General features: G+C 70.9%; 19 protein-coding genes. 7 read left to right on the plus strand and 12 right to left on the minus strand.

Annotated features, from left to right (window positions below):
* The first annotated feature begins 88 nt into the window (after nt 1–88).
* From AB0912_RS28365 to AB0912_RS28380, 4 genes are all read left to right on the plus strand, one after another.
* Nucleotides 89–874 carry an ABC transporter ATP-binding protein gene (locus tag AB0912_RS28365; RefSeq protein WP_366704742.1) on the plus strand — a complete coding sequence of 262 codons (786 nt, stop codon included), beginning with the start codon at nt 89–91 and terminating at the stop codon, nt 872–874.
* A complete protein-coding gene (locus AB0912_RS28370; protein ID WP_366704689.1) occupies nt 871–1761 on the plus strand; it encodes a branched-chain amino acid ABC transporter permease in 891 nt (296 codons plus the stop codon). Before AB0912_RS28365 ends, AB0912_RS28370 begins: the two co-directional genes overlap by 4 nt.
* Before the next feature lie 79 nt (nt 1762–1840).
* On the plus strand, nt 1841–2887 hold the full coding sequence (locus AB0912_RS28375; protein WP_366704744.1) for a branched-chain amino acid ABC transporter permease: 1047 nt from the start codon (nt 1841–1843) through the stop codon (nt 2885–2887).
* Nucleotides 2884–4146: an ABC transporter substrate-binding protein gene (locus tag AB0912_RS28380; protein WP_366704691.1), complete on the plus strand. Its 1263-nt coding sequence runs from the start codon at nt 2884–2886 to the stop codon at nt 4144–4146. The genes AB0912_RS28375 and AB0912_RS28380 overlap by 4 nt, the downstream gene beginning before the upstream one ends.
* Nucleotides 4147–4227: 81 nt before the next feature.
* On the opposite strand, the gene pssA is transcribed toward AB0912_RS28380, so the two are convergent.
* The 9 genes from pssA to AB0912_RS28425 form a co-directional block, all read right to left on the minus strand.
* A complete protein-coding gene (pssA, locus tag AB0912_RS28385; protein ID WP_366704746.1) occupies nt 4228–5010 on the minus strand; it encodes a CDP-diacylglycerol--serine O-phosphatidyltransferase in 783 nt (260 codons plus the stop codon).
* A 58-nt stretch (nt 5011–5068) separates the two neighbouring features.
* Nucleotides 5069–5725 carry a phosphatidylserine decarboxylase gene (locus AB0912_RS28390; protein WP_366704693.1) on the minus strand — a complete coding sequence of 219 codons (657 nt, stop codon included), beginning with the start codon at nt 5723–5725 and terminating at the stop codon, nt 5069–5071.
* Nucleotides 5726–5895: 170 nt separating this feature from the next.
* Nucleotides 5896–7101, minus strand: coding sequence for an acyl-CoA dehydrogenase family protein (locus tag AB0912_RS28395; protein WP_366704695.1), 1206 nt, complete (start codon nt 7099–7101; stop codon nt 5896–5898).
* Nucleotides 7102–7103: 2 nt separating this feature from the next.
* A complete protein-coding gene (locus AB0912_RS28400) occupies nt 7104–7616 on the minus strand; it encodes a MaoC family dehydratase (RefSeq protein ID WP_366704697.1) in 513 nt (170 codons plus the stop codon).
* Nucleotides 7617–7621: 5 nt separating this feature from the next.
* Nucleotides 7622–8587 carry a CoA ester lyase gene (locus AB0912_RS28405; RefSeq protein WP_366704699.1) on the minus strand — a complete coding sequence of 322 codons (966 nt, stop codon included), beginning with the start codon at nt 8585–8587 and terminating at the stop codon, nt 7622–7624.
* Nucleotides 8584–10632 (minus strand): protein meaA, encoded by a 2049-nt coding sequence (locus AB0912_RS28410; protein WP_366704701.1) that lies wholly within the window; start codon nt 10630–10632, stop codon nt 8584–8586. Before AB0912_RS28410 ends, AB0912_RS28405 begins: the two co-directional genes overlap by 4 nt.
* Before the next feature lie 8 nt (nt 10633–10640).
* Nucleotides 10641–11978 carry a crotonyl-CoA carboxylase/reductase gene (gene ccrA, locus AB0912_RS28415; protein WP_366704703.1) on the minus strand — a complete coding sequence of 446 codons (1338 nt, stop codon included), beginning with the start codon at nt 11976–11978 and terminating at the stop codon, nt 10641–10643.
* 583 nt (nt 11979–12561) lie between these two features.
* Nucleotides 12562–13377 carry a TetR family transcriptional regulator gene (locus AB0912_RS28420; RefSeq protein ID WP_366704706.1) on the minus strand — a complete coding sequence of 272 codons (816 nt, stop codon included), beginning with the start codon at nt 13375–13377 and terminating at the stop codon, nt 12562–12564.
* Between the two features lie 136 nt (nt 13378–13513).
* Nucleotides 13514–15319: a 3-hydroxybutyryl-CoA dehydrogenase gene (locus AB0912_RS28425; RefSeq protein ID WP_366704708.1), complete on the minus strand. Its 1806-nt coding sequence runs from the start codon at nt 15317–15319 to the stop codon at nt 13514–13516.
* A gap of 371 nt (nt 15320–15690) precedes the next feature.
* On the opposite strand from AB0912_RS28425, the gene AB0912_RS28430 reads away from it, so the two are divergent.
* On the plus strand, nt 15691–16293 hold the full coding sequence (locus AB0912_RS28430; protein WP_366704710.1) for an adenylosuccinate lyase: 603 nt from the start codon (nt 15691–15693) through the stop codon (nt 16291–16293).
* A gap of 130 nt (nt 16294–16423) precedes the next feature.
* Here AB0912_RS28430 and AB0912_RS28435 read toward each other — a convergent pair whose 3' ends face one another.
* From AB0912_RS28435 to AB0912_RS28445, 3 genes are all read right to left on the minus strand, one after another.
* Nucleotides 16424–16822 carry a RidA family protein gene (locus AB0912_RS28435; protein ID WP_366704712.1) on the minus strand — a complete coding sequence of 133 codons (399 nt, stop codon included), beginning with the start codon at nt 16820–16822 and terminating at the stop codon, nt 16424–16426.
* Nucleotides 16823–16882: 60 nt separating this feature from the next.
* A complete protein-coding gene (locus AB0912_RS28440) occupies nt 16883–18466 on the minus strand; it encodes an alpha/beta hydrolase (RefSeq protein ID WP_366704714.1) in 1584 nt (527 codons plus the stop codon).
* A 202-nt stretch (nt 18467–18668) separates the two neighbouring features.
* Nucleotides 18669–19715, minus strand: a complete 1047-nt coding sequence (locus AB0912_RS28445) for an Rv2578c family radical SAM protein (protein ID WP_366704716.1) — start codon at nt 19713–19715, stop codon at nt 18669–18671.
* A 194-nt stretch (nt 19716–19909) separates the two neighbouring features.
* Between AB0912_RS28445 and AB0912_RS28450 the strand changes: the two genes are divergently transcribed.
* Both AB0912_RS28450 and AB0912_RS28455 read left to right on the plus strand, forming a co-directional pair.
* Nucleotides 19910–20353 carry an SRPBCC family protein gene (locus tag AB0912_RS28450; protein ID WP_366704718.1) on the plus strand — a complete coding sequence of 148 codons (444 nt, stop codon included), beginning with the start codon at nt 19910–19912 and terminating at the stop codon, nt 20351–20353.
* Between the two features lie 202 nt (nt 20354–20555).
* Nucleotides 20556–22946, plus strand: a complete 2391-nt coding sequence (locus AB0912_RS28455) for an MFS transporter (RefSeq protein WP_366704720.1) — start codon at nt 20556–20558, stop codon at nt 22944–22946.
* Nucleotides 22947–23125: the final 179 nt, after the last annotated feature.

The following is a 23125-nucleotide window of genomic DNA, read 5'->3' on the forward strand; positions in this document are numbered from 1 at the left end:
TGCCTCGGGCACCCCGGCCACCCCAGACACCCCCGCCACCGCAGAATCCCCGGCCACCTCAGCCACCCCCGACGCCCGGCCCGACGGCATCCCGCCCCTTGAGGTCAGCGACGTGACCGTCCGGTTCGCCGGGCTGACCGCGCTCGACGGCGTGAGTTTCACCGTCCGGCCCGGTACCGTGCACGCGCTGATCGGGCCCAACGGCGCCGGCAAGTCGACCTGCTTCAACGTGCTGTCCGGGGTCTGCCGGCCCGCCGCCGGTTCGGTCCGGCTCGGGGACCGGGAACTCACCGGGCTGCCACCGCACCGCATCGCCGGTCTCGGCGTGGCCCGCATCTTCCAGAACCTCGCCCTGCCGCCGCACGCCACCGTCGAGGACTGCCTGCTGCTCGGCCGGCACCGGCTGACCCGCACCGGGTTCCTCGCCGCCGGACTGCGGCTGCCCGCCGCCGCCCGCGAGGACCGGCGGCACCGCGAACGCGTCCGCGAGATCGCCGCGTTCGTCGGGCTCGCGGAACAGCTCGACCGGCCCGCCGGCTCCCTGCCCTACGGGCAGCAGAAACTCGCCGAGCTGGCCCGCGCCCTGTGCATGGAACCGCGCGTGCTGCTCCTGGACGAACCCGTCGCCGGTATGACCGCCGACGAACGGCGCCGTACCGCCGCGGTCGTCGCCGGGGTCCGCGACAGCCTCGGCATCTCGATCGTCCTGGTGGAACACGACATGGGGGTGGTGATGCGGCTCGCGGACGCGGTGACCGTACTGGACTTCGGGCGCCGTATCGCAGGCGGCGCCCCCGCCGACGTACAGAACGACCCGGCGGTGGTGCGGGCCTATCTGGGCGAGCGGGCCGAGCCGGAGGAGGCCGCGTCATGAGCACCTTTGTCGAACTCCTGCTCAACGGCCTGTCCATGGGCTCCGTGTACGCCCTGATCGCCCTCGGCTTCGTCGTCATCTTCCGGGCCACCGAGGTCGTGAACTTCGCGCACGCCTCCCTGCTCCTCGCGGGCGGCTACGTCACCGCGACGCTCCACGACGACATCGGCTTCTGGCCCGCCCTGCTCGCCGGGGTCGCGGGCGCGGCCGTGGTCGGCGCCGCCGTCGAGTTCCTGGTGATGCGGCGCTACCGGGGCACCGACCAGAGCGTCCTCGCCATCGTCACCATCGGCGTCGACATCCTGCTCACCACCGAACTGACCCGCCGGATCGGCACCGACGTCCTCGCGATGGGCGACCCCTGGGGCAACGCCGTGCTGACCGTCGGACCGGTCTCCCTCGCGCACACCCGGATCGCCGCGTTCGTCACCGCGGCCCTGCTCATCACGGCGTTCCTGCTCGCGTTCCGCTTCACCTCCTGGGGCGTGGCCATGCGGGCCGCCGCGGAGAGCCCGGAGACCGCGGCCCTGATGGGCGTCCGGCTCGGGCGGGTCTCGCTCGGGGCCTGGGCGGTCGCGGGCGCTCTCGCCGCCGTCGCCGCGCTGTTCCTGACCGTCTTCCCGACCCCCGGACTGGAACGCGCCACCTCGCTCGCCGCGCTCAAGGCGTTCCCCGCGGCGATCCTCGGCGGCCTCGACTCGACCACCGGCGCGCTCGTCGGCGGCCTCCTCGTCGGGCTCACCGAGTCGCTGGCCACCGGCTACCAGAGCGACCTGAGCTTCCTCGGGCGCGGCCTCGGCGACCTCGCGCCCTATCTGGTGATGGTCGCGATCCTGCTCATCCGGCCCTCCGGGCTGTTCGGTACGAGGGAGCCCGCCCGTGTCTGAGGTCCTCACCCGCGACGAGGCGAGCAGCACGCCGAAGACCGTCTCCCGCAAGACCGTCCGGCGGCCCGGCGCCCGGCCCGTGCTGTGGGCCGCGGGCGGCCTGCCGCTGCTCGCCCTGCCCTTCTACCTCGACCGCTTCTGGCTCCAGGCGGGACTGTTCGCGATGGCCGCGGCGATCGGCGCGATCGGCCTGAACCTGCTCACCGGCGCCACCGGCCAGCTCTCCATGGGCCACGCCTTCTTCCTCGCGGTCGGCGCCTACGGCTACTGCGTCTTCGCCGCCGACGGGGGCGGCGGGCTCATCGGCCTCGGCCTGCCGACCTGGCTCGCGGCCGTGCTCGCCGTGGCCGTCTCCGGGATCGCCGGCGGAGTGTTCAGCCCGATCGCGGGCCGGCTGCGCGGCGCCTACCTCGGTATCGCGACCCTCGCCCTGATCTTCATCGGACAGCACGTCCTGTTCAACGCGACCGGTCTGACCGGCGGCTTCAACGGGCGGGACGTGCCGCCGCTGAGCGTGTTCGGGCTCACCTTCGACGAGCGCGAGGTCGTCGTCGCCGCGGTGCCGTTCGGGTCGGCGGAGAAGCTCTGGTACGCCGGTCTGGTACTGCTCCTCGGCTGCGGGCTGTTCGCCCGCGGGGTGCTGCGCGGCCGTCCCGGGCGGGCCATGAACGCGATCCGCGACCACCGGATCGCGGCCGGGGTGCTCGGCGTGCCCGTCGCCCGCTACCGCGCCGCCGTGTTCGTCCTGTCCTCGATGTACGCGGGACTGGCCGGGGTGCTGCTCGCCCTGGTCTTCCAGCGGACCGTGCCCGACTACTTCGGGATCACGCTCTCGCTCGAATACCTCGCCATGATCGTCATCGGCGGACTCGGCTCGGTCTCCGGGGCGGTGGTGGGCGCCGTCTTCGTGTCGCTGCTGCCCCAGCTCCTCACCCGCTACAGCGACACGCTGCCGCTGGTCTCCGACCCGGGCACCGGCGGGGTCGCGCCCGGTGAGGCGGCCCGGTACCTGTACGGCGCCGCTGTCGTGGCGGTGGTGCTCTTTCTGCCGGGCGGCCTGGTCAGGGTGGCCGCCCGGCTCCGCGTCCGGCCCCGTCCCGGGGCCACAGCAGGGGAGGAACGATGAGAACGACACACACGGCCAGGATGGCCGCCGGGGCGCTGGCCGCACTGCTCGTGCTGGCCGGCTGCAGTTCCAAGGCCAAGGACGACGGCGGGGACAAGGCCGCCGCCGGCGGCGTGAAGACCGGGGAGGGGATCTCCGGGAAGACGATCAGCCTCGGCGTGCTCACCGACATGACCGGCGTGTACGCGACCCTCGGCAAGAGCGTCACCCAGGCCCAGCAGCTCTACGCGAAGCAGACCAACGCCGATGGCGGGATCTGCGGCTACAAGCTGGCCCTGACCGTCCGCGACCACGGCTACGACCCGCAGAAGGCCGTCGCCGGCTACACCGAGCTGGCACCGAAGGTGCTCGGCTTCACCCAGTTCATCGGCTCCCCCTTCGTCGCCGCCGTCAAGCAGCGCGTCGACGGCCAGGACAAGGCGCTCGTGCTGCCGCAGGCCTGGTCGGCGACGCTGCTGGGCAGCCCCTACATCAGGGTGATCGGCTCCACGTACGACATCGAGACGATCAACGCCATCGACTTCCTGATGAAGGAGAAGGGGCTCAGGAAGGGCGACACGATCGGGCACGTGTACTTCGAGGGCGACTACGGCGAGAACGCCCTGGCCGGCTCCCGGTACATGGCGAAGGAGGCCGGCCTCAAGGTCGTCGAGCAGAAGATCAAGCCGACCGACAACGACATGACCGGGCAGGTCGTCGCCCTGAAGAAGGCCAAGGTCAAGGCCATCGTGATCAGCGCGGGCCCCCGGCAGGCGGCCTCGCTCGTCGGGGTCGCGGCGGCGGGCGGGTTCGGCGTCCCGGTCATCGGCAACAACTCGGCGTACGCCCCGCAGCTCCTCGCCACCCCGGCCGCCCCGGCGCTGGAGGCGAACTACTACGTCGCCTCGCCGGCCCTGCCGATCGGCGCCGACACCCCGCAGGCGAAGAAGCTGGTCGCGGACTACCGGGCCGCCTACCCCAAGGACAGTCTCGACAACGGCGTGGTGGCCGGCTGGACCGCCGCCTCGGCGTTCGGCGAGGCCCTGAAGAAGGCCTGCGCCACCAAGGACCTCACCCGCGAGGGCGTCGACAAGGCGCTGCTGACCATCGACGCGTTCGACCCCGGCTTCGGCATCACCCAGGACTTCAGCGACCCCGAGGCGGCCTCCTCCAAGGAGAGCGTCATCCTGCGGCCCGACAAGAGCGCCGTGGGCGGCATGAAGGTCGTCCGCGAGGCCGGGGCGTCCGCCGCCGCCCAGGGATACACCCCCGGCGGCTGACCGCCCCCGCGCGCGCCCCGCCCCGCACGCACGAGGGCCCCGGACCATCCGGTCCGGGGCCCTCGTGACGACGTACGCGGGTTACGGGAGCTGAGCGGCCCGTGCCTCGCGGCGGTTGTCGCGGAAGTTGTTCACCCGGCGGGCCGTGGCGAACAGCGGGATGACCGCGCCCATGACGAGCTGCAGCGCACAGCCGGTCTGGAGCAGGAGCTGACCGCTCGGGGCGTCGAACGCCCACGCGGCCAGCAGACCCATCGAGAGGACGATCCAGGAGAGCATCGCGACCGCGAGGCGGCCCCGGGGCTTCGGGTACTCGACCCGGCTCACCATCAGCCAGGCGGTGCCGATGATCGCCATGAGCGTGGCGACGAACGGCAGCTCGAGCAGCACGATGGAGACGACGGTGAGGGCGCCGAACGGCGAGGGCATGCCCTGGAACGTGCCGTCCTTGACCGTCACACAGGAGAACCGCGCCAGTCTCAGCACCACCGCCAGCAGCACCACGATGCCGCCGACCGCCGCGACCCGCTGGTGGGCGTCGTCCGCGACCATGCCGTAGACCAGCACGAAGTACGCCGGCGCGAGGCCGAAGCTGATCAGGTCCGACAGGTTGTCCAGCTCGGCGCCCATGGGGGAGGAGCGCAGCTTGCGGGCGACCAGACCGTCGAAGAGGTCGAAGACCGCCGCGCAGAGCATGAGGATGACGGCCGTGGCGGCGCTGTTGCGCCCCATGCCCGTCTCCTGGCTGCCGGTGAGGTGCGGGATCAGGATGCCGGTGGTGGTGAAGTACACCGCCATGAAGCCGCACGTGGCGTTGCCGAGGGTGAGCGTGTCCGCTATCGACAGACGGAGCGAGAGAGGCATCTCCTCCTCGTCGTCGATGTCGTCGGCCTCCGGGACCCAGCCGGCCTGTGTCTCAGGATCAACCACGGTCAATTCGAGTCACCCCAGCCACGGTCTTCTGACCGACCTCCACATCGGCCTCGACACCCTCGGGGAGGTAGATGTCGACGCGCGAACCGAAACGGATGAGACCGATCCGCTCGCCCTGCTCGACCTTCGTGCCCTGCGGGATGTACGGGACGATGCGACGGGCCACCGCGCCGGCGATCTGGATCATCTCGATGTCGCCCAGCTCGGTGTCGAAGTGCCAGACGACACGTTCGTTGTTCTCGCTCTCCTTGTTGAACGCCGGAACGAACCCACCGGGGATGTGCTCGACCGAGGTCACCGTGCCCGCGAGGGGCGCGCGGTTGACGTGGACGTTGAGCGGGCTCATGAAGATCGCGACGCGGGTGCGTCCGTCCTTCCACGGCATGATGCTCTGCACCACACCGTCGGCGGGCGAGATGACCCGGCCCTGAGCGATCTCGCGCTCGGGGTCGCGGAAGAACCACAGCATCCCGGCCGCGAGCGCGGTGGCGGGTACGGCCACGGCCCGGGCGGCGCCGGAGCGGCGCGAACGGGCCAGGCTGAGTGCTGCGGTGGCGACGGTCGGGAGGAGCCACGGCGATGCTCCGCGCGCGAGGCGGACGCCGGTCCGGCTGTCGCGAGGTGCAGAGGTTTGGCTGTGGGGCATGGATGACCTTCGTAGCGGATGATGCCGCGCTCTTACGGGGGACGGCGGCTTTCCCGCGATCGTACCGGGCGCGGACCACAACTGGGCAAGCCAGGAAGCGGAGTCGGCGGCTGAAGAGTGTTGACGGGGTGTGATCTTCTTCGCGAAGAAAACACCCCGAACCAGGACATCTAACCCTGGAGTCGATACTCTTCGAGCAGCCTGCGCCCGATGATCATTTTCTGGATTTCGGCGGTACCTTCACCGATCAACAGCATCGGGGCCTCCCGGTAGAGGCGCTCGATCTCGTACTCCTTGGAGAAGCCGTAGCCGCCGTGGATCCGGAAAGCATCCTCCACGACCTCCTTGCAGTACTCGGAGGCGAGGTACTTCGCCATCCCTGCTTCGAGGTCGTTTCGTTCCCCGGAGTCCTTTTTGCGAGCCGCGTTCACCATCATCGCATGGGCGGCCTCGACCTTGGTAGCCATCTCGGCCAGCTTGAACTGGATCGCCTGGTGCTGGGCGATCGGCTTGCCGAAAGTGTGGCGTTGCTGGGCATAGGAGACACCCAGCTCGAAAGCACGCTGGGCGACACCGCAGCCACGGGCCGCGACGTTGACCCGGCCGACCTCGACTCCGTCCATCATTTGGTAAAACCCTCGGCCCGTGGTGCCGCCGAGCACCCGATCGGCCGGAATGCGCAGTCCGTCCATGATCAGCTCGGTGGTGTCGACCCCCTTGTAGCCCATCTTGTCGATCTTCCCCGGGATGGTGAGACCGGGACGGACCTCGCCGAAACCGGGCTCCTTCTCCACCAGGAAGGTCGTCATCGACTTGTGCGGGGCCGTGCCCTCGGGGTGTCCTTCGTCACTTCGGACCAGAACGGCCACCAGCGTCGAGGAACCGCCGTTCGTCAGCCACATCTTCTGGCCGTTCAGGACGTACTCGTCCCCGTCCCGCACCGCCTTCGAGGAGATCGCCGACACGTCCGAGCCGAGCGCCGGCTCCGACATCGAGAACGCCCCGCGCACCTCGCCGAGCGCCATCCGCGGCAGGAAGTGATCCTTCTGCTCCCGCGTGCCGTGCTGCTTGAGCATGTACGCCACGATGAAGTGCGTGTTGATGATGCCCGAGACGGACATCCAGCCACGCGCGATCTCCTCGACGCACAGCGCGTACGTCAGGAGGGACTCGCCGAGACCGCCGTACTCCTCCGGGATCATCAGGCCGAACAGGCCGAGTTCCTTCAGGCCGTCCACGATGTCCTGCGGATACTCGTCGCGGTGCTCCAGCTCGGTCGCGACCGGAATGATCTCCTTGTCGACGAAGTCCCGGACGGTGGAGAGGATCTCCCGCTGGACGTCCGTGAGACCGGCGGTCTGGGCGAGTCGCGCCATGGCTACTTCTCCTGCTCCTTGAGCTGGGGGCGGCCGGGCTGCTCGCCGCCGCGTTCCTTGATGTACGTCTCGGTGGGGACCATCACCTTGCGGCGGAAGACACAGACCAGCGTGCCGTCCTGCTTGTAGCCCTTCGTCTCGACGTACACGACCCCGCGGTCCGACTTGGACCGGGAGGGCGTCTTGTCGAGGACCGTCGTCTCGCCGTAGATGGTGTCGCCGTGGAAGGTCGGCGCCACGTGCTTGAGCGACTCGACCTCCAGGTTGGCGATCGCCTTGCCCGACACGTCCGGCACGGACATGCCCAGCAGCAGCGAGTAGATGTAGTTCCCCACGACGACGTTCTTGCCGAAGTCGGTCGTCTTCTCGGCGTAGTTGCCGTCCATGTGGAGCGGGTGGTGGTTCATGGTCAGCAGGCAGAACAGGTGGTCGTCGTACTCGGTGACCGTCTTGCCGGGCCAGTGCTTGTAGACCGCGCCGACCTCGAACTCCTCGTAGGTGCGTCCGAACTGCATGGTGCTCAGGCCTCCGGTGCTTCGAAGCTGGACGTGCGCCGCATGCCGGCGGCCCGGCCCTTGCCCGAGACGACCAGGGCCATCTTGCGGCTGGCCTCGTCGATCATCTCGTCGCCGAGCATCGCGGAGCCCCTCTTGCCGCCCGCCTCGGACGTGTAGTAGTCGTACGCGTCCAGGATCAGCTCGGCGTGGTCGTAGTCCTCCTGCGAGGGCGAGAAGATCTCGTTGGACGCCTCGACCTGGCCCGGGTGCAGCACCCACTTGCCGTCGAAACCGAGGGCCGCGGCGCGCCGGGCGACCTCGCGGTAGCCCTCGACGTTGCGGATCTGGAGGTAGGGGCCGTCGATCGCCTGGAGGTTGTTGGCGCGGGCGGCCATCAGGATCTTCATCAGGATGTAGTGGTAGGCGTCCGCCGGGTAGCCGGGCGGCTGTTCGCCGACCACCAGCGACTTCATGTTGATCGACGCCATGAAGTCGGCCGGGCCGAAGATGATCGTCTCGATGCGCGGGGAGGCCTGCGCGATCGCGTTGACGTTGTTGAGGCCCTGCGCGTTCTCGATCTGCGCCTCGATGCCGATCTTGCCGACCTCGAAGCCCATCGTCTTCTCGATCTGCGTCAGCAGCAGGTCGAGCGCCACCACCTGCTGGGCGTCCTGGACCTTCGGCAGCATGATGCAGTCGAGGTTCTGCCCGGCGCCCTCCACGACGGTGACGACGTCCCGGTAGGTCCACTCGGTGGTCCAGTCGTTGACGCGCACGACCCGCGTCTTGCCGGTCCAGTCGCCCTCGTTGAGGAACTTGACGATGGTGTGCCGGGCGTCCGGCTTGGCCAGCGGCGCGCACGCGTCCTCCAGGTCCAGGAAGACCTGGTCCGCGGGGAGCCCCTGCGCCTTCTCCAGGAAGCGCGGGTTGCTGCCCGGTACCGCGAGACAGGAACGGCGCGGACGCAGACGGTTGACGGGCGGTGTCATGCGGGGACCTCCAGGGGGCCGAGCTGGTTCGCTTTGCGGATCTCGTCGACGATACGGCCGATGATTCCGGTGATGTCGAAGTCCTTCGGGGTGAAGACGGCGGCCACTCCCGCGGCACGCAGTTGTTCGGCGTCGGCGTTCGGGATGATCCCGCCCGCGATCACCGGGATGTCGGCGGCGCCGGCCTTGCGCAGCTTCTCCAGCACGTCCGGCACCAGCTGGGCGTGCGAGCCGGACAGGATGGACAGGCCCACGGCGTGCACGTCCTCGTCGACGGCCGCGTCCACGATCTGGTCCGGGGTGAGCCGGATGCCCTGGTAGACCACCTCGAACCCGGCGTCACGGGCGCGCACGGCGATCTGCTCGGCTCCGTTGGAGTGCCCGTCCAGCCCCGGCTTGCCGACCAGGAAGCGGAGCTTGCCCACCCCGAGGTCCCGGGCCGTCAGCTCCACCTTGCGGCGGACCAGGGCGAGTCCGGTGCCCTCCCCGGCGCTGACCGCCACGGGCGCGGACGAGACGCCGGTGGGGGCGCGGAACTCGCCGAACACCTCGCGCAGGGCCCCGGCCCACTCGCCGGTCGTGACACCGGCGCGGGCGCACTCCAGGGTGGCCTCCATGAGGTTGTCCGTGCCCTTGGCGGCCTCCTTCAGCCGCTCCAGCGCCTTGCACGGGCGCGGGTGGTTGAAGGGCGGCTGGTAACGCGTGTCCCGCCACGTCCGGAGCGCGGCGACGACCCGGGCCTCGACGGCCGGGTCGACCGTCTGGATCGCCGCGTCCAGGTCGGCCGTGAGCGGGTTCGGCTCGGTCGACTCGTAGATGTTGACGCCGACGATCTTCTCCTGGCCGGACTCGATCCGGCCGCGCCGCTCGGCGTGCGAGGAGACGAGCTGCGACTTGAGGTAGCCCGACTCGACGGCGGCCATCGCGCCGCCCATCTCCTCGATCCGGTCCATCTCGGCGAGCGACTCCTCGACGAGGGCCGCCACCTTGGCCTCGATGACGTGCGAGCCCTCGAAGATGTCCTCGTACTCCAGCAGGTCGCTCTCGTGCGCCAGGACCTGCTGGATGCGCAGCGACCACTGCTGGTCCCACGGCCGGGGCAGGCCCAGCGCCTCGTTCCAGGCGGGCAGTTGGACCGCGCGGGCACGGGCGTCCTTGGAGAGCGTCACGGCCAGCATCTCCAGCACGATCCGCTGGACGTTGTTCTCCGGCTGCGCCTCGGTCAGCCCGAGGGAGTTGACCTGGACGCCGTAGCGGAAGCGGCGCTGCTTGGGGTTCTCGATGGCGTACCGCTCGCGGGTGATCTTGTCCCAGATGCGGCCGAACGCCCGCATCTTGCACATCTCCTCGATGAAGCGCACGCCCGCGTTCACGAAGAAGGAGATGCGGGCCACCACGTCGCCCTTGCGGTCCTCGGCGATCTGCCCGGACGCGAACACCGCGTCCAGGACGGCGATCGCGGTGGACATCGCGTACGCGATCTCCTGGACCGGTGTGGCGCCCGCCTCCTGGAGGTGGTAGCTGCAGATGTTGATCGGGTTCCACTTGGGGATGTGGTTCACCGTGTACGTGATCATGTCCGTCGTGAGACGGAGGGAGGGCACCGGCGGGAACACGTGGGTGCCCCGCGACAGGTACTCCTTCACGATGTCGTTCTGGGTGGTGCCCTGGAGCTTGGTGATGTCGGCACCCTGCTCCTCGGCGACGACCTGATAGAGCGCCAGCAGCCACATGGCGGTGGCGTTGATGGTCATCGAGGTGTTCATCTGCTCCAGCGGGATGTCCTGGAACAGCCGGCGCATGTCACCGACGTGCGAGACCGGGACCCCGACCCGGCCGACCTCGCCGCGGGCGAGGATGTGGTCGGGGTCGTAGCCGGTCTGGGTGGGCAGGTCGAAGGCCACGGACAGGCCCGTCTGCCCCTTGGCGAGGTTGCGGCGGTACAACTCGTTGGACGCCTCGGCGGTGGAGTGCCCGGCGTACGTGCGCATGAGCCACGGCCGGTCCTTCTCCGCCCTCGCCGGGGCTGGCTGACGCTCGGTCATGGCGGACCTCAGACGTTCCGGAAGCGGTTGATGGCGTCGATGTGCTTGGCGCGCTTCTCCTCGTCGCGCACGCCCAGGCCCTCCTGGGGGGCCAGCGCGAGCACGCCGACCTTGCCCTGGTGCAGGTTGCGGTGCACGTCGTAGGCGGCCTGCCCGGTGTCCTCCAGGGAGTAGACCTTGGAGAGCGTGGGGTGGATCTTGCCCTTGGCGACGAGCCGGTTGGCCTCCCAGGCCTCGCGGTAGTTCGCGAAGTGCGAGCCGATGATCCGCTTGAGCGACATCCACAGGTAGCGGTTGTCGTACTCGTGCATGTAGCCCGAGGTCGAGGCGCAGGTGGTGATGGTGCCGCCCTTGCGGGTGACGTAGACGCTCGCGCCGAAGGTCTCCCGCCCGGGGTGCTCGAAGACGATGTCGATGTCCTCGCCGCCGGTGAACTCGCGGATGCGCTTGCCGAAGCGCTTCCACTCCTTCGGGTCCTGGGTGGTCTCGTCCTTCCAGAACCGGTAGCCCTCGGCGTTGCGGTCGATGATCGCCTCGGCGCCCATGGCGCGGCAGATGTCGGCCTTCTGCGGGCTGCTCACGACGCAGATCGGGTTGGCGCCGCCGGCCAGCGCGAACTGGGTGGCGTAGGAGCCGAGTCCGCCGCTGGCACCCCAGATGAGGACGTTGTCGCCCTGCTTCATGCCGGCGCCGTTGCGGGAGACGAGCTGCCGGTACGCGGTGGAGTTGACCAGACCGGGGGCGGCGGCCTCCTCCCAGCTCAGGTGGTCGGGCTTCGGCATGAGCTGGTTGGACTTGACGAGCGCGATCTCGGCGAGACCGCCGAAGTTCGTCTCGAAGCCCCAGATGCGCTGCTCCGGGTCGAGCATCGTGTCGTTGTGGCCGTCCGAGGACTCCAGCTCGACCGAGAGACAGTGCGCGACGACCTCGTCGCCGGGCTTCCAGGAGTTCACGCCCGGGCCGGTGCGCAGCACGACGCCCGCGAGGTCCGAGCCGATGATGTGGTACGGCAGGTCGTGGCGCTTGGTCAGCTCGCTGAGCCGCCCGTAGCGCTCCAGGAAGCTGAAGGTCGAGACCGGCTCGAAGATCGAGGTCCAGACCGAGTTGTAGTTCACGGAAGACGCCATGACGGCCACCAGGGCCTCGCCGGGGCCGAGCTCCGGCACCGGCACGTCGTCCAGGTGGATCGACTTGCGGGGGTCCTTGTCGCGGGTGCCGAGCCCCGCGAACATCTCCGTCTCGTCCTTGTGCACGGTGATCGCGCGGTAGGACTCGGGGAGCGGAAGAGCGGCGAAGTCGTCGGACGTGGCCGTCCGCGACTGGATCGCGTCCAGGATTTCCTTCACGTGGTGCCTCCGGCGATGAGCGTTCCGAGGGGAACGCTGAGGGGTACGTCGGTGCTGCTGCTGAGGGTGAGGGTGTGCCGTCGGTCCGGCGGAGGTGGTGCTGGGCAGCGCTTGGTGGGCGCGAGGGTGCCTGTGACGCAGGCGTCCGGGCGCGCAGGCCGTCGGCTTGCGGGGACAGCCGGCGTACGAAGGGTCTCTGCACGCCGGCCGCCCGGACTCCTTCAACGTATGGCACGCCGTGTCACCTGACAAGGCACGCAGTGCCAGAAGTTGCGCTCAGATGAAATCTTTACGTAACACGTGAGCGATGATCGATCAGATCAGGGCATAAAAACACCGGACGCGCTCAAAAGGAGCCCGTCCGGTGTCGAATCAACCCGTCCGGCCACTGCGGACGAGCGGTACCGCCGAAGGTGTGCGAGGGGCCCGCCGAAGGCGTGTGAAAAGCCGGCCCAGGATGCGCGAGGTGCCCGCCCAGGATGCGCGAGGTGCCCGCCCAGGAGGTACGAGGAGCCGGCCCGGGAGGTGCGAGGAGCCGGCCCGGGAGGTGCGAGGAGCCGGCCCAGGAGGTGCGGGGAGTCGGCTAGGAGCGTTCCTTGAGCGCCTGCTCGATGGTGCGCATCACCTGGTCCAGCGGCGCGTCCACCCGCGCCACCGTCACCAGCACGTCCCCCTCGGTGAACGCCGAGGAGGCGGCCTGCCGCGGCGCGGTCTCCCGTCCCGCGCCGATGCCCGTGCCGAAGGTCCTGCGGACGATCGCGAAGGCGTGGTCGAGCTGCGACTCCACATCGCCCTGGCCGCCCGCCCGCAGCCATCTGCGCAGCACGTGGTTGTGCGCCGTGACGACGGCCGAGGCGGCCACCTCCGCGAGCAGCGGATCGTCGTTGGCGTCGTCGTCGTGCGCGTGCTCGTCGAAGTGGCCGAGAAGGTAGCGCGTGAAGAGCCGCTCGTAGCGGGCCACGGAGGCGATCTCCGCCTCGCGCAGCGTCGGCACCTCGCGGGTCAGCTTGTAGCGGGAGACGGAGATCTCCGGCTGCGCCGCGTACATCCGCATGACTTCCTTGATGCCGCGGCACACGGTGTCGAGCGGATGCTCGTGTGCCGGCGCCGCGTTGAGCACCGCCTCGGCCCGGATCAGGGTGTCGTCGTGGTCGGGGAAGATCGCCTCTTCCTTGGAGCGGAAGTGGCGGAAGAAGGTGCGCCGGGCCACCCCGGCCTGGGCGGCGATCTCGTCGACGGTGGTCGCCTCGTACCCCTTGGTCGCGAACAGCTCCATGGCCGCCGCCGCCAGTTCCCGGCGCATCTTGAGCCGTTGGGCCGCCGCGCGGCTGCCCGCGGCGCTCTCCGGCGGAGCGTCGGCCGTGGCGGGGGTACGTGAGGACTTGGCGGGCTGGGACATGACCCGAACGTACTGCATGGGTGCGGGAGAGCGCGCATGCCCGGGAATCCCCCCGCCCGGGACGGGCGAGGGGACTTTGCCGGGTTCGAGCAGTCCGCCCCAGTCGGCGTCCGCCCCGAACGGGTCGCCCGGACGCTCAGCGGCGGGCATATTCGCGGAAACCGCGGCCCGTCTTGCGGCCGAGGCAGCCCGCGGCCACCAGATGCTCCAGCAGCGGCGCGGGGGCGAGTCCGGGGTCGCGGAACTCGCGGTGCAGGACCTTCTCGATGGCCAGCGAGACGTCGAGCCCGACCACGTCGAGCAGTTCGAAGGGGCCCATCGGATAGCCGCCGCCGAGCTTCATCGCCGCGTCGATGTCGTCCAGCGAGGCGTAGTGCTCCTGCACCATCTTGATCGCGTTGTTGAGGTACGGGAACAGCAGCGCGTTCACGATGAAGCCGGCGCGGTCGCCGCAGTCCACCGGGTGCTTGCGGATCGCCGCGCAGACCTCGCGCACGGTGGCGTGCACGTCGTCCGCGGTCAGCACCGTCCGGACGACCTCGACGAGCTTCATCGCCGGGGCCGGGTTGAAGAAGTGCATCCCGATCACGTCCCCGGGACGCGAGGTCGCCCGGGCGCAGGCCACGACGGGCAGCGAGGAGGTGGTGGTGGCGAGGATCGCGCCCGGCTTGCAGACCTTGTCGAAGACGCCGAACAGCTGCTGCTTGACCTCCAGGTCCTCGGCGACCGCCTCCAGCGCCAGATCGACGTCGGCGAAGTCGTCGTAGCTGCCGGTCGGGGTGATCCGCTCCAGGGTCCGCGCCGCCGCCTCGGCCGTCAGCCGGCCCTTGTCGACCGAGCGCGACAGCGACTTGCCGATCCGGGCCTTCGCGGCCTGCGCCTTCTCCTCGCTGCGGGCCGCGAGGACGACCGTGTAGCCGGCCTTCGCGAAGACCTCCGCGATACCCGAGGCCATCGTCCCGGACCCCGCGACGCCCACCGAGCGGACGCTGCGGCCCGGGGCGGACCGGACGTCCTCCGGCGGGGTCAGCGCGTCCCGCACGACGGTTGCCCCGCCGGGGGCGTCGTAGGAGTAGAAGCCCCGGCCGGACTTCCGCCCGGTCAGGCCCGCCTCGCTGAGCTGCTTGAGGATGGGCGCGGGGGCGTGCAGCCGGTCGTGCGACTCGGCGTACATGGCCTCCAGGACCGTGCGCGCGGTGTCCACGCCGATCAGGTCGAGCAGCGCTAGCGGGCCCATCGGCAGGCCGCAGCCGAGCTTCATGGCCGCGTCGATGTCCTCGCGGGAGGCGTACTTGGCCTCGTACATCGCGGCGGCCTGGTTCAGATAGCCGAACAGCAGCCCGTCGGCGACGAACCCAGGCCGGTCCCCGACCGCGACCGGCTCCTTGCCCAGCTCCACCGCCAGGTCGGTGACGGCGGCGACGGCGGCCGGCGCGGTCAGCACCGAGGAGACGACCTCGACCAGCTTCATGGCCGGCGCCGGGTTGAAGAAGTGCAGGCCGAGGACGCGCTCGGGGCGCGAGGAGTCGGCGGCCAGCCGGGTCACCGACAGCGCGTTGGTGCCCGTCGCGAGGATCGTCTCGGGCCGCACGATGCCGTCCAGCGCCCGGAAGACCTGCTGCTTGATCTCGTACGACTCCGGGGTCACCTCGATCACGAGGTCGGCGTCGGCGGCGTCCGCGAGGTCGGTGGAGGTGCGCAGCCGGCCGAGGGCGTCCGCGCGCTCCCGCTCGGTCAGGCGCCCGCGCCGCACGGCGCGGTCGGTGGAGGCTTCGAGGGCGGCGACGGCCTGGACGGCCGCGGCCTCGCTGATGTCGATGCCGACGACGTCGCGGCCGGCCCGGACGAGGACTTCGGCGATGCCGGTCCCCATGGTGCCGAGGCCGACGACGGCGACGGTCTTCAGCGGGGACAGAGGGGTGTCGGACAGGGGAGTGGCCATCGCGGGACTCCTGGGAGAGGGTGACGACTGAGGAGCGCACCCGGGTACGCCGACAGGCGTACACAGTGCGGAGGTTGCGGGTGTTGGCCGGGCTGACGAGCGCACACGCCCGGATTGCGTCCGGGCGCCGAGGCGGGCGCGCCGGGATGGCGGTGAAGCCGACCGGCCCTGTCCCGGAGCCGTGTCGTACTGCGATACCTGAGGTACCGGACCGACTGCTCTCACGGCGGCTGCGTCACCAGGCCGCCGAGAGGTCCAACACGAGTGGGTAACTCGCTCGTCTGAGCTTAACCCGCCGGTAACGAGCGCGCCAGCCCCCGACTTTGTGATGTACGTCCCCGCACCTCACGCGCGTGCCTAAGCTCGGGCACATGGACGAAGCGTTGCGATCACTCACGGAACGTGTGCGAGCCGAGGCGGCGGCTTCCGGGCGGGAGGGGGCGTCCGCGCAGTGCGAGCGTCTCGTGGCGACCGAGGACGCCGACGTCCTGGCGGTTGCCCTGACCGAGCCCGGCCTGCCCTTGTGGGCGCGGGAGTTGGTCGCCTTCCGGCTCGGCTGCGCGGGGGACCGGCGGGCCTTCGAGGCGCTCGTCCTGCTGCTCAACCACCGCGACCCCGCCCGCTGCGCCTCCGCCGCGCACGCCCTGGCCCGGCTCGGCGACCCCCGGACGGCCCGCGCCGCCGCCGCGCTCGCCACCAACGAACTGCGCGTCGCCTACGCCCTCCAGCCGGTCCGCCTGCTGGTCGAACTCCGCGCCCCCGAGGCCGTCCCCGCGCTGATCACCACCCTGCGCCGCAGGCTGCGCCCGCACGACCCGTACCGCCGGGTCGCGCTCGCCTGCGTGGAGGGCCTCGGCACCCTGGGCGACGCCCGGGCCCGCCCGGTCCTGACCGAGGCCCTGGCCCACCCGGCGCTCGCGGAGACCGCCGTCCACGCCCTCGCCCGGCTGCCCCAGCCCAGGGCGAAGGCCTGACACCTACCCCGGGGCGCCGGACCCGGCGACGGAGCCAGGCGGCGTGCGACGCCTCGCCCCCGAACCCTGGCGCCTCGGCACCCGCCACCTGGAGGGGCCGCCCGACCCTGCCGGGAGCAGGCCCGCGCGTTCACCTCGCGACCACCGCGTACGCCTCGATCTCCATCAGGAACTCGGGCCGGACCAGTGCGGCGACCTGCACCGCCGAGGCGGCCGGAAGGCGGTCGTCGGGTATGTGGGCGGCGCGCGCGGCCCGGATCGCGGGCAGGTGGGCCATGTCCGTGACGAAGAAGGTCAGTTTGACCACGTCGTCGAAGCCGGCCCCCGCCGCCGCGAGGCACCGGCGCAGGTTCTCGAAGACCTGGCGGGCCTGCGCCGCCGCGTCGCCCGCGCCGACGAGCGCGCCGTGCTCGTCCAGGGGGAGCTGGCCCGAGACGGCGACGAAACGGCCCGTGGCCGCCACGACATGCGAGTACGCGGCGGCGGGGGCGACCCCGTCGGGGGCGGGAACGCGCGTCGGATCACTCATGGGTCCATCGTGGACCACGGGTCTGACAACGCCCCCGACGGGGCCTCGCCCGGCCGGGGTTCAGCCCCGGAAGCCGAGCAGGCCGTGCAGCGCCGAACCCCGGGCGGAGGTGGACGCCGCCTTCGTGGTCAGCGGCTTGGGGTCGGGAAGCGTCTTGCACACCGCGTCGGCCTCGCCGCCGCCGCGCGGCACCTTCCCGTCGGTCAGATACGCCGCCAGGTACTTGTCCAGGCAGGCGTTCCCGCTCAGCGTGATGCCGTGGTTCCCGCCGCCCTGCTCGACCACCAGGCTGGAGCCGCGCAACAGGTGATGGACCGTGACACCGCCCTCGTACGGGGTGGCCGCGTCGTTGGTCGCCTGGAAGAGCAGCGTCGGCGGCAGCCGGTGGTTGGAGACGTCCACCGGCCGCAGCGAGTCCGTCGGCCAGAACGCGCACGGCGCGTTGTACCACGTGTTGTTCCAGGCCATGAACGGCGCCTTGTCGTGCACCGCCCAGGTGTCCCGGCGCCACTGGCGCCAGTCGCGCGGCCAGGACGCGTCACGGCACTGCACCGACGTGTACACGCTGTACCCGTTGTCGCCCGAGGCGTCGACGGCCGCGAAGTTGTCGAAGGCCTCGACCAGCGGGTCCGAGTCCTTGCCGTTCACATAGGACGCGAACGCCTGGGCGAGATAGGGCCAGTAGCCGTTGTAGTAGCCCCCCGGGATGAAGGTGTCCTCCAGCTCGGCGGCGCCCACCTTCTTCTGCGCCGGCTTCTTGGCCAGCGCCGCCCGCATCGCGTACCACTTGGCCTCGACCTTGGCCGGGTCGGTGCCGAGCTTGTACGAGGCGTTGTTCTTCGCGACCCAGGCGAGGAACGCCAGGTGGCGGTCGTTGAAGGCGTAGTCCTGGCTGAGGTTGTCCTCGTACCAGACACCGGTGGGGTCGACGATGGAGTCGAGCACGAGCCGGCGGACCCGCTGCGGATAGAGCTTGGCGTAGACCGCCCCGAGGTAGGTGCCGTACGAGTACCCGAAGTAGTTGATCTTCTTGGCGCCGAGGGCGGCGCGGATCGCGTCCATGTCACGGACGGTGCTCACCGTGTCGATGTACGGCAGCACGTCCGCGTACTTCGTGCCGCACGCCTTGGCGAAGGACTTCGCGCGGTCGAGGTTGGCCCGCTCCAGTGCCTTGGTGCTTGGCACGGAGTCGGGACGGACCGGCTTGAACTGGCCGGGCTTGCAGTCGAGGGCGGGCTTGCTCGCGCCCACCCCGCGCGGGTCGAATCCGATGACGTCGTACTGCGCCGCCACCGCCTTCGGCAGCGCGGAGGCGACGAATCCGGCCAGCGTGAGACCGCTGCCGCCGGGGCCGCCGGGGTTCACCAGAAGCGGACCCTGATACGTCTTCGCGGTGTGCGGGACGCGGGACAGGGCGAGGGTGATCCGCTTGCTGTAGGGGTTCGAGTGGTCCAGCGGCACCTTCAGGGAGGCGCACTGGAGCGTCGGATAGTCGCCGGTGGCGCACTTCTTCCAGCCGAGCTTCGCGGCCGGGGCACTGCGCGGCGCGGCCGTGGCACCGGCGCTCGCGTCGGCGGGGACCGACGTGACCACCCCGGCGAGCACGGCGGCAGCCCCGCACAGAGCAACTGCGCGTTTCTTCACAAGGCCTCCCAGGACGGAGGATTTCGAGCCGTGCACGCCACGGCCTTCGCCGTATCGTCCCGGACCTGGGCCCCGGAAGAACGCGTTCCGGCAAGACTCGACCCGATTGGGCCGACCGAAGCGCCCGGATGCCGCCCCCGCTCCCGCCCTGGGGCCCTTGCCCGCCAGGTGTCCTGAGGGAGTGTCAGAGGAGCCGGAGCGGTCAGAGCAGAGTGAGCTGGGTGGGCCCGGGGGCGGCGGAGCCGGTCGGCTCGGGGGAGGGAGCGGTGATCCGGCGGGGCAGCCCCGCGCGGGTGGGGCCGATGCCGTACTCCTCGGCCAGTTCGTGGACCTGACGGGTGATCCGGCGCTGGTACCACTTCGGCGCGTAGGCGCCCTCCGCGTACAGCCGCTCGTAACGCGGCACGAGCCGCGGGTGGTGCTGCCCGAGCCAGGCCATGAACCACTCGCGGGCACCGGGCCGCAGATGCAGCACCAGCGGGGTCACCGAGGTCGCTCCGGAGGCCGCGATCGCCCGTACGGTGGCGCGCAGTTGGGCGGGGTGGTCGCCGAGGAAGGGGATCACGGGGGCCATCAGGACCCCGCACCCGATGCCGTGGTCGGTCAGGGCGCGCACCACGTCGAGGCGGCGCTCCGGGGCCGGGGTGCCCGGCTCGACGGTGCGCCACAGCTCGGCGTCGACGAAGCCCACGGACACCGAGATCCCCACCTCGGTGACCTCGGCCGCCTGCCGCAGCAGCTCCAGGTCGCGCAGGATGAGCGTCCCCTTGGTCAGGATCGAGAAGGGGTTCGCGCGGTCGCGCAGGGCCGCGATGATGCCCGGCATGAGCCGGTAGCGGCCCTCCGCGCGCTGGTAGCAGTCGACGTTGGTGCCCATCGCGATGTGCTCGCCGTGCCAGCGCTGCGAGGCGAGCCGGCGACGCAGCAGCTCGGGCGCGTTGACCTTCACCACGATCTGCGAGTCGAAGCCGAGGCCGGTGTCGAGGTCCAGATAGCTGTGCGTCTTGCGCGCGAAACAGTAGACGCACGCGTGCGTGCAGCCCCGGTAGGGGTTGACGGTCCACTCGAACGGCATCCGGGAGGCCCCCGGTACCCGGTTCACGATCGACCGCGCGTGGATCTCGTGGAAGGTGATTCCCCGGAACTCCGGCGTGTCGAACGTCCTCGTCGTGACCCGGTCCGCGCCGAACAGCGCGGCGTCCCGGGCGGGGTCCCCGGCGGGGTCCACGGTCAGGTTCTCCCAGCGCATGACGCCTCCTCGGTAGCACTGACCACAGAATAGAACACATGTTCCCTTGATCGTGCGACCCGCTTTCCCGGCAGCTCCCGGCGGCTCCTGGCCGGCCCGCCTCGCGCCCCGTGGGCACCCCGATTTGGGCGCCCGGGCCGCCGGGTGGTTGGCTGGCCGCACATCCCGAGGAACCAAGTGCTGGAGGAAGTGCCATGGCGCAGGTCGAGGCGACGACGGAGCGGGTCATCGCGGCGGACGCTGAGGCGGTGTTCGACGCCCTGGCCGACTACAGCGGCACGCGCCCCAAGCTGCTGACCGAGCACTTCAGCGAGTACGAGGTGCGCGAGGGCGGCGACGGCGAGGGCACCCTCGTGCACTGGAAGCTCCAGGCCACCAGCAAGCGCGTCCGGGACTGCCTCCTGGAGGTGACCGAGCCCACCGACGGCGAACTCGTCGAGAAGGACCGCAACTCCTCCATGGTGACCACCTGGCGGGTGACCCCGGCCGGTGAGGGCAAGTCCCGTGTCGTGGTGACCAGCGTCTGGAACGGCGCCGGCGGCATCGGCGGCTTCTTCGAGCGCACCTTCGCGCCCAAGGGCCTCGGCCGCATCTACGACGCCGTGCTCGCCAACCTCGCCGCCCACGCGGAGAAGTGACACCCCGGGCGGTCCGGTAGCCCCCGCCGGGCACCGGCACCGCCGAAGGGCGCCAAGAGGGGCTGCCCGACGGCGTGTTGATCCCTCACCGGTTCGAGTGGATCTCCCGTCCCGCGACGCCGACGCCGTAACTCGTCGCGCTTGCTCGCAGTTGTCGCGATAAGCGGCAATTGTGCGGTGGGCGCGACGAGGGGAGCGGTACGTGGGCGGGATCACTCTGGTGCAGGACGAACCGGTCGTCGCACCCCCGCGTCAGCCCGCCCCACCGGTCCCTGAACCCGCTCAACTGGCCCCGCGCCAGGTGCGGTTGGTCTTCTGCGGGCTCATGCTCGCGTTGCTCCTGGCCGCCCTGGAGCAGATGATCGTCGCCACCGCGCTGCCCCGGATCGTCGGGGAGCTGCACGGCCTGGACAAGATGTCCTGGGCGATCACCGCCTACCTCCTCACCTCCACCGTCGGACTCCCCGTCTACGGCAAGCTCGGCGACCTCTTCGGCCGCAAGGGCGTCTTCCAGTTCGCCATCGTCGTCTTCGTGATCGGCTCGGCGCTCGCCGGACGGGCACAGACCATGGACCAGCTCATCGCCTTCCGCGCGGTCCAGGGCACCGGCGCCGGCGGCCTCATGATCGGCGTGCAGGCGATCATCGCGGACATCGTGCCGCCCCGGCAGCGCGGCCGTTTCATGGGCCTGATCGGCGCCGCGTTCGGGCTCGCCTCGGTCGCGGGCCCGCTGCTCGGGGGCTACTTCACCGACCACCTCTCCTGGCGCTGGTGCTTCTACATCAACGTGCCCTTCGGCCTGCTCACCCTCGCCGTCGTCACCGTCGTGCTGAAGCTGCCCAAGCCGGCCGTCCGCGGGCGCGTCGACGTCCTCGGCGTGCTCCTCCTCGCCGCCGCGTCGACCTGCCTCGTCCTGCTGACCAGTTGGGGCGGCACCGAGTACGCCTGGGGCTCACGGGTCATCCTCGGACTCGGCGCCGGCGCCCTCGCCGCCACCGGGCTGTTCCTCGTCGTCGAGCGCTTCGCCGTCGAACCCCTCATCCCGCTGCGGCTGTTCAAGGACAGCGTCTTCAACATCACCGCGCTCATCGGCCTGGTGGTCGGGGTCGCCCTCTTCGGCGCCGCCAGCTATCTGCCGACCTTCCTCCAGATGGTCGACGGCGCCAGCGCCACCGAGTCCGGCCTGCTGATGCTGCCCATGATGGGCGGCATCGTCGGCGCCTCCATCGTCTCCGGCCAGCTCATCAGCCGCACCGGCCGCTACAAGCTCTTCCCCGTCCTCGGCAGCGGCCTCTCCGTCGTCGGCATGTGGCTGCTCTCCCACCTGGAGGTCGACACCCCCCGGCTGCACTACAGCCTCTGGATGGCGGTCCTCGGAGCGGGCATCGGCATGGTGATGCCCGTCCTGGTGCTCGCCGTGCAGAACTCCGTACGCCCCGCCGACCTCGGCACCGCGACCAGCGCCAACAACTACTTCCGGCAGATCGGCGGCAGTGTCGGCGCCGCCGTCTTCGGCACCCTGTTCGCGGGCCGGCTCGCCGACGCCCTCGCCGAACGCCTCCCCGCCCGCGCGGGCGCCCCCGCCGCGGACTCCGAGTCGATCACCCCGCAGCTCGTCCACGCGATGCCCGCCGCCCTGCGCGACCAGTACATCGGCGCCTACGCGGACGCCATGCCGCGGATCTTCCTCTACCTCGTGCCGGTCCTCGTCCTCGGACTGGTCATCGCCTTCTTCCTCAAGGAGAAACCGCTGGTGTCCCACAACGCCTCCACCGCCGAACCGGAGTCCGTGCAGGTGACCACCCCCATTCCGCCCGCCCGTTCGGGACACTCCGCCGGGATCCCGGTCTGCGGCACGGTGCAGCACTCCGACGGCACGGTCGTCCCCCGGGCCGCCCTCACCCTCATCGACGTCGGGGGACAGCAGATCGGGCGGGGCGCCAGCGGAGAGGACGGCCGGTACGCGCTCTCCACGCCCGGCGCGGGATCGTACGTGCTGATCGCCGCGGCCGGCGGCCACCAGCCGCAGGCCGTCTCGGTGACCGTCGGGGAGCGCCCCGTCGAACTCGACGTCGTGCTCGGCGGCGCGGGACGCCTCGCCGGCAGCGTCCTCACCGCGGACGGCACCCCTGTGCGGGAGGCCACCGTCACCCTCACGAACGTGCACGGCGAGGTGGTCGCCACCACCCGCAGCGGACGCGAGGGCGGCTATGTGATCACCGAACTGGTGGCCGGCGAGTACACCCTCGCCGCCAGCGCGCCCGCCTTCCGCCCGGCCGCGCTCCCGGTGACCGTCCAGGCCGCCCGGGAGACCCGCCAGGACGTCGAACTCGCCGGCGGCGCCGTCCTGCGCGGCACCGTCCGGGCGGGCGGCGGGCGCCCCGTCGAGGACGCCCGCGTGACGCTGCTGGACGCCGCGGGCAACGTGGTGGACACCCTCACCACCGGGCCCGACGGCACCTTCCGGTTCGTGGACCTGTCGTCCGGCGAGTACACCGTCATCGCGGCGGGCTACCCGCCCGTGGCCACCGTCCTCCAGGTCGCCGGGGGAGGCAGGACGGAACGGGACCTGCAACTGGGCCACGAAGACTGAGCCGTCCGAGCCGTCCGAGCCGTCCGAGCCGGCTCAGAGGATTGTGCCGTCCGAGCCGTTCGAGTCGTTCCAGTCGTCTGCCGAAGGGTGCCGAGGCGGGGCGAAAAGGCTGGTGGCGGGGCGCGGCGGGGGGCGTCAGTGGTCTGGACCGGTGAGAGTTGTCCACAGGCTCTGCCGGG

Source organism: Streptomyces sp. NPDC007084 (assembly GCF_040703595.1).
In the GTDB taxonomy this organism is placed as follows: Bacteria; Actinomycetota; Actinomycetes; order Streptomycetales; family Streptomycetaceae; genus Streptomyces.